The sequence below is a fragment of the Ruegeria sp. YTSC106 genome (assembly GCF_059609765.1).
This window is the reverse complement of sequence record NZ_JBXWMI010000013.1, coordinates 23,608-36,741: the sequence shown is the minus strand read 5'-3', so window position 1 is coordinate 36,741 and position 13,134 is coordinate 23,608. Positions and strand designations below refer to the sequence as shown.

General features: G+C 58.6%; 13 protein-coding genes. 10 read left to right on the top strand and 3 right to left on the bottom strand.

Annotated features, from left to right (window positions below; genetic code table 11):
* Positions 1-10 precede the first annotated feature (10 nt).
* The 5 genes from leuC (at position 11) to AC2FEB_RS16950 (ending at position 4,842) form a co-directional block, all read left to right on the top strand.
* Entirely contained in the window at positions 11-1,414 is a 1,404-nt protein-coding gene (leuC, locus tag AC2FEB_RS16970; RefSeq protein WP_496675253.1) for a 3-isopropylmalate dehydratase large subunit, read from the top strand.
* Positions 1,415-1,451: 37 nt separating this feature from the next.
* Positions 1,452-2,006, top strand: coding sequence for an HdeD family acid-resistance protein (locus AC2FEB_RS16965; protein ID WP_496675254.1), 555 nt, complete (start codon positions 1,452-1,454; stop codon positions 2,004-2,006).
* 42 nt (positions 2,007-2,048) lie between these two features.
* A complete protein-coding gene (leuD, locus tag AC2FEB_RS16960) occupies positions 2,049-2,654 on the top strand; it encodes a 3-isopropylmalate dehydratase small subunit (RefSeq protein ID WP_496675256.1) in 606 nt (201 codons plus the stop codon).
* Between the two features lie 332 nt (positions 2,655-2,986).
* The gene (locus AC2FEB_RS16955) at positions 2,987-3,817 is read left to right on the top strand and encodes a hypothetical protein (protein WP_117871069.1); all 831 of its coding nucleotides are present in this window, start codon (positions 2,987-2,989) and stop codon (positions 3,815-3,817) included.
* Positions 3,814-4,842, top strand: coding sequence for an endonuclease/exonuclease/phosphatase family protein (locus tag AC2FEB_RS16950; RefSeq protein WP_496884229.1), 1,029 nt, complete (start codon positions 3,814-3,816; stop codon positions 4,840-4,842). The genes AC2FEB_RS16955 and AC2FEB_RS16950 overlap by 4 nt, the downstream gene beginning before the upstream one ends.
* Here AC2FEB_RS16950 and AC2FEB_RS16945 read toward each other — a convergent pair.
* Complete coding sequence (locus AC2FEB_RS16945; protein WP_496675260.1) at positions 4,834-5,742, bottom strand: Rossmann-fold NAD(P)-binding domain-containing protein; 909 nt, start codon at positions 5,740-5,742, stop codon at positions 4,834-4,836. The two genes, AC2FEB_RS16950 and AC2FEB_RS16945, sit on opposite strands and share 9 nt — an antisense overlap.
* An 84-nt stretch (positions 5,743-5,826) precedes the next feature.
* On the opposite strand from AC2FEB_RS16945, the gene AC2FEB_RS16940 reads away from it, so the two are divergent.
* Positions 5,827-6,720, top strand: coding sequence for a LysR family transcriptional regulator (locus tag AC2FEB_RS16940; protein WP_117871075.1), 894 nt, complete (start codon positions 5,827-5,829; stop codon positions 6,718-6,720).
* A 3-nt stretch (positions 6,721-6,723) separates the two neighbouring features.
* On the opposite strand, the gene AC2FEB_RS16935 is transcribed toward AC2FEB_RS16940, so the two are convergent.
* Positions 6,724-7,251, bottom strand: coding sequence for a redoxin domain-containing protein (locus AC2FEB_RS16935; RefSeq protein WP_496675262.1), 528 nt, complete (start codon positions 7,249-7,251; stop codon positions 6,724-6,726).
* A 91-nt stretch (positions 7,252-7,342) separates the two neighbouring features.
* Between AC2FEB_RS16935 and leuB the strand changes: the two genes are divergently transcribed.
* Entirely contained in the window at positions 7,343-8,446 is a 1,104-nt protein-coding gene (leuB, locus tag AC2FEB_RS16930) for a 3-isopropylmalate dehydrogenase (RefSeq protein ID WP_117871079.1), read from the top strand.
* A gap of 74 nt (positions 8,447-8,520) precedes the next feature.
* Here leuB and AC2FEB_RS16925 read toward each other — a convergent pair whose 3' ends face one another.
* Positions 8,521-10,695: a transglycosylase domain-containing protein gene (locus AC2FEB_RS16925; protein ID WP_496675266.1), complete on the bottom strand. Its 2,175-nt coding sequence runs from the start codon at positions 10,693-10,695 to the stop codon at positions 8,521-8,523.
* A gap of 257 nt (positions 10,696-10,952) precedes the next feature.
* Here AC2FEB_RS16925 and AC2FEB_RS16920 point away from each other — a divergent pair, with 257 nt between their 5' ends.
* The 3 genes from AC2FEB_RS16920 to AC2FEB_RS16910 all read left to right on the top strand — a co-directional run bounded on the left by AC2FEB_RS16920 (position 10,953) and on the right by AC2FEB_RS16910 (position 13,121).
* Entirely contained in the window at positions 10,953-11,291 is a 339-nt protein-coding gene (locus AC2FEB_RS16920; RefSeq protein ID WP_117871083.1) for a P-II family nitrogen regulator, read from the top strand.
* 34 nt (positions 11,292-11,325) lie between these two features.
* Positions 11,326-12,648, top strand: coding sequence for an ammonium transporter (locus AC2FEB_RS16915; protein WP_117871085.1), 1,323 nt, complete (start codon positions 11,326-11,328; stop codon positions 12,646-12,648).
* Positions 12,649-12,752: 104 nt separating this feature from the next.
* Positions 12,753-13,121: a hypothetical protein gene (locus tag AC2FEB_RS16910; protein WP_496675269.1), complete on the top strand. Its 369-nt coding sequence runs from the start codon at positions 12,753-12,755 to the stop codon at positions 13,119-13,121.
* Positions 13,122-13,134: the final 13 nt, after the last annotated feature.

The window sequence follows — 13,134 nt, the reverse complement described above, 5'->3', positions numbered from 1 at the left end:
GAGAGGACCGATGTCCCCCAAAACACTCTATGACAAGATCTGGGATGCCCATGTCGCGCACGAAGCCGATGATGGCACCTGCCTGCTTTATATCGACCGCCATCTGGTGCACGAAGTCACCAGCCCGCAAGCCTTTGAAGGGCTTCGCATGGCGGGTCGTCCAGTACGCGCGCCGGAAAAGACCATCGCCGTGCCGGACCACAACGTTCCGACCACAGCGGATCGGGTGAACGGGATCGAAAACCCCGAATCACGCATTCAGGTCGAAGCGCTGGACAAGAACGCCCGGGATTTCGGCATTCACTATTATCCGGTGCATGACGTCCGTCAGGGTATCGTGCACATCGTCGGCCCCGAGCAAGGCTGGACCCTGCCCGGCATGACCGTGGTCTGCGGCGACAGCCACACCGCCACCCACGGTGCCTTCGGCGCGCTGGCCCACGGCATCGGTACCTCCGAGGTCGAGCATGTTCTGGCCACGCAGACGCTGATCCAGAAGAAGTCCAAGAACATGAAGGTGGAAATCACCGGCAAGCTGCAGCCGGGTGTGACCGCCAAGGATATAACTCTGGCCGTGATTGGTGAAACCGGCACTGCTGGCGGCACCGGCTATGTCATCGAATATTGCGGCGAAGCCATCCGCAACCTGTCGATGGAAGGCCGCATGACCGTCTGCAACATGGCCATCGAAGGCGGCGCACGCGCGGGCCTGATCGCACCGGATGAAACCACGTTCGAATATGTCAAAGGCCGTCCGCATGCCCCCAAGGGCGCGCAGTGGGAGGCCGCTCTGAACTGGTGGAAAACGCTCTATACCGATGAAGACGCGCATTTCGACAAGGTCATCAACCTGCGCGGCGAAGACATCGCGCCTGTCGTCACCTGGGGCACCAGCCCCGAGGATGTACTGCCCATCACAGCAACAGTGCCGCAACCCGAGGATTTCGAAGGCGGCAAGGTCGAGGCGGCCCGCCGATCAATCGAATACATGGGTCTGAAAGCCGGTCAAAAACTCAGCGACGTGGAAATCGACACGGTGTTCATCGGTTCCTGCACCAATGGCCGGATCGAAGACCTGCGTGCCGCGGCAAAGATCCTCAAAGGCAAGAAGATCAAGGACGGCATGCGCGCCATGGTCGTGCCAGGATCAGGCCTGGTCCGTGCTCAGGCCGAAGAAGAAGGCCTGGCCGACATCTTCAAAGAGGCCGGCTTCGAATGGCGTCTGGCAGGATGTTCGATGTGTCTGGCGATGAACCCGGACCAGTTGCAACCGGGTGAACGCTGTGCCGCCACCTCGAACCGCAACTTCGAGGGCCGTCAGGGTCGCGGCGGGCGCACACATCTGCTGAGCCCGGCGATGGCTGCCGCAGCGGCAATCACGGGACGGCTGACAGACGTCCGTGAATTGATGTAAGCTGCCCTCATATCTAGATATTTGAGGGACTGAAAACATGAGTGACTGGATTAAATGGCTCCTGCTGGGGTTTCTATCGATAGCGTTTGGCGTCTTTGCGCTGGGCAATGCGATTGCGGCTTCGCTTGCCGTAACGGTCGTGACCGGCGCGCTACTGCTGATTGCGGGCGCGATGCAGGTGGTCGGCGGTTTCACCGTCGAAGGCACAGGCAACAAGATTCTGTCACTTATCATGGGTGTAGTCATGCTGTTCCTGGGCTGGTCCTTTCTGGATCACCCGTTACAGGGAACGCTGACGCTGGCGACCGTGATGCTAATCCTGTTCATGGCAGGCGGCATTGCACGGGTCATTCTGTCGTTCCAGATGAAAGGAACACAGTTTTTCTGGCCCACGATGATCTCGGGCATATTGTCGATCATCCTCGCAGGTATCATCTGGTCTTACGCAAGCAGCGAACCCGCCGCTTTGCTGAGCCTTCTGGGTATCCTGCTGGGCATCGAGATGCTGTTTAACGGGTTCGGATTGGTGTTCATGGCGCTCTTCTTAAAAAGTGCACCCAAGGGCGAAACAACAGAAGCGAAAGAAGCTTAATCGCAGGACACGGGCGCGGCCCTCTCCTGCAGGAGTGTAGACATGGAAAAGTTTGAAAAAGTCCACGGGGTGGCCGCCCCGATGCCATTGATCAACATCGACACCGATATGATCATTCCCAAAGTGCATCTGAAAACCATCAAACGGTCCGGCCTCGGCGTCGTGCTGTTTGATGAAATGCGCTATCATGATGACGGGCAGGAGAATGAAGAGTTCGTCCTGAACATGCCCGCCTATCGTGAGGCCGAGATTCTGGTCGCCGGCGACAATTTCGGCTGCGGGTCGTCTCGCGAACACGCGCCTTGGGCAATCAGGGATTTCGGCATCAAGGTCGTGATCTCAACCAGCTTCGCCGACATCTTCTTCAACAACTGCTTCAAGAACGGCATCCTGCCGATCGTGGTCGAAGAAGATCATCACGCGATCCTGATGGAAGACGCACATAAGGGTGAGAACGCCCGCATAACCGTGCACCTTGAAGATCAGCAGATCACCACTTCGGACGGGGTTGTGATCGAATTCGACATCGACCCGCACCGCAAGCACTGCCTGCTGAACGGTCTGGACGATATTGGTCTGACCATGGAGAAAGATCACCACATCGACAAATTCGAAGATCACGCAAGTCAGGCCCGTCCCTGGGTGTGATTCCCAAACCGATTCTTCGGACACTCAACCTAACGGGGTCGCCAAGGCGGCCCCGCTCTCATTCTTGGGGTTGATTTTTGGGAAACCACTACATCTTGGTCTCACATTGAGATACACGTCGGATTTGCGTCGAAAATGATGCAATCCCGCACCAGTTGCGCCATCATTTTGCCCGAAATCACGTGTTTTCTGCACCCTGTCTTGAGCGAAATGCCGCTTATCGTCCATGTTGGCGCTAAAGAGGCATCCGTCAAAAACTCTAGACGATGGGCACAAGTTGGAATGTAAGTCGGCGAAGATCGACTTATCCGGTTTGAAAAAGGGTTCGGATAGTGATTGCGCGCACAACAGGGGCGGCGATACGTGGAATACTTGTGGCACTGATGGTGCTGACACCCGCGTTGTACCTGCCTGTATCATCGACGAACGGGACCGAGATCCTGGTCTTCCTCGCGATTCTCGCGTTCATCCTGACGTTCGCCGAGTACAATTCTGCCTTTCCCAGCTTTATTGAATTTCGCGATGCTCCACCGGTGAACCGCCTGCGATTTGTCGGGTTGATGTCGATGGTCACCTTTCTGACGCTGGTTTGCAAAAACGCCTATGAACCGACTGAACTGACGACGTTTGCCTACGCTGTGGGTCTGGCCGTCGCGAATGTCGCGGACTTCCCCTACTCCCCGGTTCGACTGATCGTGCTGATGCTGCCCGTTGATGCCGGCCAGCCGTTGATCGAACTGGTTCGGATTGCAGCCAGCGTAGCCTACGTGGCCGCCTTGGTCACCGTCGCCAGCTTTGCCTATGCGGTCAAGGTGCGTGGCTGGCCCACTGGCAATGGCGCCTTCAACGTGTGGACAAATCTACCGCTGTTTGATCCCACCAAGGGCGGCGATGTTGTTACCCGCCTGCAACGTGACGGACGCCTGAATATCTGTATTGGTGTTCTGCTCCCCTTCGTCATCCCCGCTGTCATCAAGCTCATGAGCAGCGTTGTCGCCCCGATCTCGCTGAGCAATCCGCAGACGCTGATCTGGACCATGAGCGCCTGGGCCTTCCTGCCCGCCAGCATGATCATGCGCGGCATGGCAACGCTTCGCATCGCAGGTCTGATCGTGGAAAAGCGCCGCGCCTATTCGACAAGCGAGACAACGCAAGCCGCATGATCCGTGCCCTTGCTTTGCTGCTGCTGCCTTTCTCGGCACAGGCAGAGGTTTATCGCATCGCCACCTACAACACTGAACTCAGCAGAAATGGACCCGGTCTTCTGCTGCGCGACATCCAGCGGGACGATGCGCAGGTTCGCGCCGCCGTCGATGTCATTACAGCGGCACGACCTGACATAATTGCCCTGCAGGGCATCGACTGGGATCTGGACGGCGCAGCCCTAAGCGCCCTGTCCGAGAAACTGCGTGATGCGGGTCTGGATTTCCCCTATCACTTTTCCGCTCGACCAAATGCAGGGTTGGAAACACCGCTGGATCTGAACGGCGATGGCCAAACGCAAGGTCCCGGCGACGCGCAGGGCTGGGGGAAGTTCACGGGCCACGGAGGAGTGGCGGTGTTGTCCCGTTTCGAAATCCTGACCGATCACGTTCAGGATTACTCCGATCTTCTGTGGAAAGACCTGCCTGGGGCCACTTTACCAAGCAAAAACGGCCTTCCCTTCCCATCTGAAGCGGCGCACGAGATTCAGCGCCTGTCCTCAACTGTGCATTGGGTGCTTCCGATCAAAACCCCGCATGGGCGCCTCAGCCTGATGACCTTTCACGCTACCCCACCGGTTTTTGACGGCCCCGAAGATCGCAATGGTCTGCGCAACAGGGATGAAATTCGCTTGTGGTCGGTTTTACTGAACGGCGGTCTAGGGCCAGTTCCCAAAGGCCCGTTCGTGATCGCCGGAGACGCCAATCTCGACCCGACCCGCGGAGAAGGCCACAACCAGGCCATTCGCACCCTTTTGACCAGTTCCCGTGTGCAAGATCTGGTGCCGGCAGACCCGTTGGGTTCATCAGCTACAGTCGATTGGAAAGCCACCGGAGAAATGCGCGTTGATTACGTGTTGCCGTCCAGTGATCTGCAAATCTCTGAAACTGGTGTTGTTTGGCCCGAGAAAGGCGACAGGTTAAACGACAGCGCCCAACGCGCCAGCAGGCATCGATTGGTCTGGGTTGACATAATCCTACCCTAAAACCTCGCCCATATTCCCAGCTTTTGTCGATGATGCGGCACATTGGGGCGGAATTGCCGAACGCAAGGCATCCTCCAAGTTCGATTTGGGAAACGAGCCCAGCAATTCTCTCATATATCCGCCATCCAGTTGATGTGGCACGTGCCAGAGGTATCGCATCTCAATCAAGCAGGGGGCCATACGCCAGAAAGGGCGCGCCACCTGCAAAGGCCACCATTTCATGCGCTGTACAGAAACCGTCCGACCCGTAACCTGCGAGAGGGTTTGTGCGATCTGAACCCCGGTCAAAGTAAACCCGTCGAATGGAACATCGCAGAAACGGGGGAGGTCTTCGCGAGTCTCAGCCAGTGCGACGGCAGCGCGGGCCAGGTCAGGCAGAAAAGCCCAAGCGTGCGGCGCCTCCGGATCACCGGGATAAACGAACTGACTACGCGAAAGGCGCTTGATCATGACCTGATCGAACCAGTTCCCGGACGCATTGGTGTCAATGAAGTCCCCGGCACGCAACAGGATGGTACGCACCGTCGACGCGCGATAGGCCTCTTCCACGTCGATCCGGATCCGGCCCAGAGGATTGGTGGCCTGATGCGGGGTCCCGCCCGACCATGGGCCCGGCGTATCCTCGCCAAATACGTAGACATTCCCTGGCACAATCACGGTCGCCCCCGTATCTGACGCCGCATCTATCACCCGCTTGGTCAGTACAGGCACATCGCGCGCCCAATCGGGATAGGGCGGGTTCCATCCATTCACGATGACATCCACGCCGCGCGCTGCCTGTGACAGCTTACCAGACCTGCGGTTAAACTCTGTCACATCCCAGCCCGCGTGCCTGAATGCCAGTGCTGCATTGCGTCCAAAGCGCCCCGATGCGCCCAGTACCAGTGCTGTTTGTGCCATGTCTGCCTCCTGTCTGAGGTCAATCTACCCATTCACGTCGCGCAGGGAATTGCCGTAAATCGCAGAACGTGTATTCATTTCTGAATGGACAAAGCACTGACACATGCAGATTGGTCTCTGATCCAATGCTTTCTGGCCGTGGCCGAGACGGGATCGCTGTCTGCCGCCGCGCGACATCTCAATCGCAGCCAACCCACTTTGGGGCGGCAGGTCCAAAACCTCGAGGACGAGCTGGGTGTCTCCCTTTTCGATCGCCACGCCCGCGGTCTGAAGCTCAGCGAAGCGGGCTCACAGCTTTTGCCGATGGCCCAGCAGATGCACAGCGCCATGACCGCGTTCAGTCTTGCCGCTGCGGGGCAATCGCAACAGCTTGAAGGCTCGGTGCGTATCACCGCATCGGTCTTTGCCTCGCATCACCTGCTGCCACCGATACTGGCGTCCATCCGCAAGCAGGAACCCACGATTCAGCTTGAACTGGTGGCCACCGACACCACCGAGAATCTGCTCTATCGCGAGGCGGATATCGCCGTGCGTATGTATCGCCCTGCGCAGGTGGATCTCATTTCCCGCTATCTCGGGGATGTGCCGCTGTGTTTTTGTGCCGCCAAGTCCTATCTGGACCGGAAGGGGCGCCCCAAGACGCCGGAAGAACTGTTTACGCATGACCTGGTGGGATTTGACGCGAACCAGGAGATCATCAAGGCCATGCGGGAAAAGGGATGGCCAGCCAGCCGGGACAGCTTTGCCACCCGCTGTGACCTGCAAAGCGCCTATTGGGAACTGATCCGGGCGGGCTGTGGCATAGGTTTCAGTCAGGTACAGGTTGCCGAAGCCGACCCCGACGTGGAAATTCTGCCGCTGGATGTGGACATCCCGATTCTACCCGTGTGGCTGGCCGCACCTCAGGCCATGCGCCAGACCCCGCGCATCCGCAGGGTCTGGGACTTGTTGGCTGAAGGGCTCAAAGCCGCTCTTTGAGCGTCAAAGCAGGCCAGTATAAGTTCCACGCGCTGGATAGTTGTTGCCCAGTGTGAATTTCAAGCCACCTGAAATATCCGACATCGACGGGCGACCGAAAGGCGTGGTCTGTTGCCAAGCGTAGTACAGCGTCCGGTCGGGTGCGATGTAGAAATGTCCGGGCTCTGCGAACAGGTCCGGTTCGGCGCTGCCTTCGCGCTTGATCGAGATGTTCAGTCCCCAATCGTCCCGCGCTGCAGACAGCGGCAGGCTGTGACCCACACGCAGGCGCGACGCTCCGGCTTTTTCGGCGGTTTCCGCCGCGCGCTCGGCTGTATCGGTGGTGATCATGATGACCTCGACGCCCAGCGCCGCGAAGTCATCCAGCGCCGCTTCGACCTCGGCCATCTGCCTGATGCAGATCGGGCAATGCAGCCCGCGATATTGAATCACCAGCGTCCCGTTTTCGCCCTTGTCCGCATCAAGATCGAAGCTGCCATGGGCAACAGTTTCGATTTTCAGCGCAGGAACTGGATTTCCAGGTGTCAGCATGTGATTTCCTTCTGTTTTGGCAGGTTCGTCTCATTGACCCGATGCAACGCAGACGCTAGGCCCTGTGCAACAAAACGCAAGGAGACCCTTCATGTCCAACCCTTCGCTCCTTATCCTGCCCGGAGACGGAATTGGCCCGGAAGTCATGGCCGAAGTGCGCAGAATCATCGATTGGTTCGGCACCAATCGCGGTCTTCAATTTGACGTGAGCGAGGACCTGGTCGGCGGTGCGGCCTATGACGCCCACGGCAAGCCTCTGTCCGATGAGACGATGGCCAAGGCGCAGGAGGTTGACGCGGTTCTGCTGGGCGCTGTCGGCGGTCCGAAATACGACGATCTGGATTTCAGCCTGAAGCCCGAGCGCGGGTTGCTGCGCCTGCGCAAGGAAATGGACCTGTATTCGAACCTGCGCCCGGCCCAGTGCTTTGACGCGCTGGCTGACTTCTCTTCGCTGAAAAAAGACATCGTTGCCGGTCTCGATATCATGATCGTGCGCGAACTGACCTCGGGTGTTTATTTCGGGGAACCGCGCGGCATCTTCGAAGAAGGCAATGAACGCGTTGGCATCAACACCCAGCGCTACACCGAATCCGAGATCGAACGGGTTGCGCGCTCGGCCTTCGAACTGGCGATGCGCCGGAACAAAAAACTGTGCTCGATGGAAAAAGCCAACGTGATGGAATCGGGCATCCTGTGGCGCGAAGTCGTCAACCGCGTTGCCGCTGATTACCCCGAGGTCGAACTGAGCCATATGTACGCTGACAACGGTGCCATGCAGCTGGTGCGCGCACCCAAGCAGTTTGACGTGATCCTGACCGACAACCTGTTCGGCGACATCCTGTCCGACTGCGCCGCGATGCTGACCGGGTCTCTGGGTATGCTGCCGTCAGCGTCGCTGGGCGCTCCGATGGCCAATGGACGCCCCAAGGCGATGTACGAGCCCGTACACGGGTCTGCCCCCGATATCGCAGGTCAGGGCAAAGCCAACCCGATCGCCTGTATCCTCAGCTTTGCGATGGCTCTGCGTTACAGCTTTGATCACGGCGAAGAAGCAGATCGTCTGGAAGCAGCGATCGAAAAAGTTCTGGCCGACGGTGTGCGCACCGGCGACCTGCTGGCGGATGAGGGCGTTCAGCCCGTGTCGACCACCGAAATGGGCGACGCGATCCTCGCAGCTTTGGACGCAAGCGTCTAAGTCACGAATAAAGAATGACAAAAGGCGGTGCCTGGTGCACCGCCTTTTTCTTGTTTCGGCTTTTCGAGTTTGCTTTAGTTGCCGCCAAAAATGTTCTTCAGCAGGTTATTGATGTCATCGGCAAAACCTCCGCGCTTGCGGCGGGGCTGCGGCTGGGCGACCTGAACGGGTGGTTCCGGCGCCATCATCGGCAAGGGTGTGGGTGTCATCCCCTCGGTCACGCGCAGCATTGTTTCCTTCCAAATCTCGGCAGGCAACCCGCCACCGGTCACGCCGGACAAGGGCGTGTTGTCATCATACCCCATCCAGACGCCAGTTACGTAATCCGCCGTGAACCCGATGAACCACGCATCGCGTGCGGCCTGGGTCGTTCCGGTCTTGCCCGCCACCTGCCAGCCGGGCAATTTGGCCCGCCCGCCGGTCCCTTCAGAGACCACACGTTCCATCATCCAGGTCAGCTGTTTGGCGGCCGTTTCATTGATGACTCTCTCACCAATACCGGTCGTCGTGACCATGACAGGTGTTTCGTCGCCCAACAGCTTCAGTTCGGTCAGCCCATAAGGTTCAACCTGTGACCCGCCATTCAGGATGCCTGCATATGCGCCGGTCATCTCGATCAACGTGCTTTCAGATGCACCAAGCGCCAGCGCAGGCCCCTGTGCAAGATCGCTGGCAATCCCAAAGCCGCTGGCGATCGTCCGAACATTGTCCAGCCCGGAAATCTCAGCCACTTTCACCGCCGGTATGTTCAGCGAGTTTTTCAGCGCATCCGCCAAGGTCACCCGACCATAATACTTATTGGTATAGTTCTTGGGACACCACTGGCCTGACCCCGGAATATCGACGCAATAGGGTTCATCCATCACCGTATCCAGTGGCGAATAGCCAAGTTCCAGCGCGGTGGCATAGACGAATGGCTTGAACGACGATCCCGTCTGACGCAACGCCTGTGTCGCCCGATTGAACGCGCCAGACACGCGTGTCTTGCGCCCACCAACCATGGCACGTACCGCGCCGTCTGCCGACATCACGACAATGGCGGCCTGCGCCTTTGAGCCTTCACGGACTTTTTCCTGAAAGATGAACTTCAGCGCTTCTTCAGCAGAAGTCTGGATGCGCTGATCCAAGGTCGTACGGATCACCACATCTTCGGTCGTGTTTCGGGTAAAGAACTCGGGCCCGCTGGCCATGACCCAATCCGCAAAGTACCCCCCGGCCCGCGCAGCCGCCGCCTCGGACAGTTGGGCAGGTCGCGCTCGTGCTTCGCTGGCCTGCGCGGAGGTCAGATAGCCCTGATCCTCCATCAGACCGATCACAAGGCGGGCCCGGTCCTGAGACCGTTGCAGGTTGTTCGTCGGCGCATAGCGCGTGGGTGCAACCAGCAGGCCGGCCAGCATCGCTGCCTCAGCTGGAGACACTTCAGCTGCGGACTTTCCAAAGTATCGCTGGCTTGCGGCCTCGAACCCGCGCGCGCCTGCACCAAGGAACGCCCGGTTCAGGTAAATCGTCAGAACCTCATCCTTGGAGTATTTCACCTCCATGGCAATTGCGTAAATGGCCTCCTTGGCCTTGCGCCACAGTGAACCCTGACGGCAATCGGCTTCATAGGCAGCCTCTGATTCCCATTCAGCCGGATCATAAGGCTCGCCCAGACACAGCAGTTTGGCCGTTTGCTGCGTAATGGTGGACCCGCCATGCCCGGACAACGGGCCGCGCCCTTCGCTCAGGTTGATGCGTACGGCGCTCGCGACGCCACGCGGGCTTACGCCGAAATGGCGATAGAAGCGTTTGTCCTCGGTCGCAATGACGGCGTTTTTCAGATGCGGGGACACCGTATCAGCCGTGATCACCCCGCCAAACTGGTCACCGCGCCACGCGAACACTTTGCCGTCCCGGTCCAGCAGCGTGACCGACCCCCGCGCGCGCCCGTCCAACAAGGCGTCTAGGTCCGGCAAAGAGGTATAGACGACGCCCACTGCCAAAGCGATCAAAATGGCCACAACTGCGCCAACCCGCCAGGTCAGACCCCAGACCATACGCCAGACCCAGCGGAAAAAGCGACGCAGGATCCCACCGCCCTTGCCGCCCGATCTCTTGCGCGTCTTCTTGCGCGCGGTTTTGCGCGTGGTTGTCTTGCGGGCCGTCGCCTTCTTGCCCGCCGGGCGCTTGGACGCCGACGGTTTACGGCCCTTTGACGGGTACCTTCTATCCGCAACCAATTTCGGCTTGCGTCGCTTGGACTCAGTCATGCTCAAACTCTGCCCGGTTTTTCTTTTGCGCCACCATACCCCGCTGACCTGAGTATGTAGAGGTCCGATTTTCCGAAAATTCCCCTCACAACACTGCCCGATATTTAATCAGCTCGCCGAGTTTGTGCAAAAAATGTGCAACTTTACGCCATTTTACGGCCCATTGGCGCCCAATGGCCGTTTCTTCCCACGCTCAGTCGCGCATTTTCTGCAGGTGCAAACAAACCGGTTCCGCCGGAGAACCAGAGGGGAAAGACGTGAAACTGATCATTGCGACAATCAAGCCGTTCAAGCTGGAGGAGGTGCGCGAGGCACTGACCGAGGCCGGCGTGCGCGGCATGATGGTAACCGAGATCAAGGGCTTCGGCTCGCAATCCGGTCACACCGAAATCTATCGGGGGGCCGAATATGCTGTGAATTTCGTACCCAAGATCAAGCTCGAGATCGTGGTGCCCGCGACAATGGCCGACCAGATCGTCGAGACCATCACCAAAACAGCCAAAACCGGCAAAATCGGTGACGGCAAGATTTTCGTCCTCGATGTCGAGCAGGCGCTGCGCGTGCGGACCGGGGAAACCAACGAGGACGCGCTGTAAAGCGCGCCCACTCACACTCATTCGAGGAAGACACATGAACCTGATGAAATCTCTCATCCCTGCCGCCGCGATTGTCGCGCTGCCGCAGATGGGCCTTGCGCAAGAGGCCGCAGGCGAGGCCGCACAGCACACGCAATACATCCTGACCTCACTGCTGTTTCTGGTCGGCGGTTTTCTCGTATTCTGGATGGCCGCGGGCTTTGCCATGCTCGAGGCCGGTCTGGTGCGTTCGAAAAACGTGGCCATGCAGCTGGTCAAGAACATTGGCCTGTTTTCCTTTGCGGCCATCATGTACTGGCTGGTGGGATTTAACCTGATGTATCCGGGCGATGGGTGGACCATCACCGGCATCCTGGGTGCGTTCTCGCCAACGTCGCTCGAGCCGGTTGGTTTGGCCGACACCGAAACCGCGCTGGATTATGCTTCCGTAGGTTCAGACTTCTTTTTCCAACTGATGTTCTGCGCCACCACCGCGTCCATCGTATCCGGCACCATGGCCGAGCGCGTCAAACTGTGGCCCTTCTTCTTCTTCGTGATCGTCCTGACAGGCATCATCTACCCGATCGAAGCGTCCTGGCAGTGGGGTGGCGGCTGGTTGTCCGAGATGGGCTTCAGCGACTTCGCCGGCTCGACCCTGGTGCACGCCGCAGGTGGCTTCGCGGCTCTGGCCGGTGCCATCGTACTTGGCCCGCGCATCGGCAAGTACAACAAGGACGGCAAGGTTGTTCCAATCCCCGGTTCGAACCTGGCGCTGGCAACCTTGGGGACGTTCATCCTGTGGTTGGGTTGGTTCGGTTTCAACGGTGGCTCGCAGCTGGCAATGGGAACCATCGGTGACATGGCCGATATCAGCCGTATCTTTGCCAACACCAACATGGCCGCGGCCGCCGGTGCCGTCGCCGCCTTGATCCTGACGCAGGTGATGTACGGCAAGGTTGACCTGACCATGGTTCTGAACGGCGCGCTGGCCGGTCTGGTGTCAATCACCGCTGAACCCTTGGCGCCGTCGCTGTTTCAGGCGCTGATCATTGGTGCAATCGGTGGTGTGATCGTTGTCCTGACCGTTCCGATGCTGGACCGCATGAAGATCGACGACGTGGTCGGTGCGATTCCGGTTCACCTGATCGCAGGCTTCTGGGGTACCTTCATCGTGGCATGGACCAACGGTGACGCGTCCTTCGTGACCCAGATCATTGGCTTCGCTGCCATTGGGATCTTCGTCTTCGTCGTCAGCTTCATCCTGTTCTCGGTCCTCAAGGCAACAGTCGGCCTGCGGGTCGGTGAGGAAGAAGAGATCAACGGGCTCGACATGGGTGAGTTGGGGATGGAAGCGTATCCCGAGTTCTCGAAAGGTTGAGATCGTTGAATAATAAAAGCGGCCCTAGCCCTGTGCTGGGGCCGTTTTTTGTGCGGCAGTCGTTTTTGGGTTAGAATCTGCATGTCAAAATAGGGGGGAGTGCAATGCCGAACGCACCGCGCACACTTGTTGGCACAAGCCTGAAATGGACTGGGGTCCACCACTCCGGACATGGCGATTTCGAAGACTTATCGACACACACGGTCAGTTACGAAACCGAAAACACCTGCTATGTCACCGCGAACGGCATGCTGGTAGGCGAGGCGGATTACACATATCGCCGCCTTGATGAACAGGTCGGCATATGTATCTACCACCCGCGAGAGTATCAGGGCAGAACTGATGTCGTGCTAAACGCCATATTCGACTTTCGCGCGATGAAAGATCGGGCCGTGATAACCGCAGGTGGAAACCCATTCGCCGTGGCGGACGGGGATATGCAGTTCGTCAAAACTCCGCCACGCCCGGGCTGAACCAGACGTGACG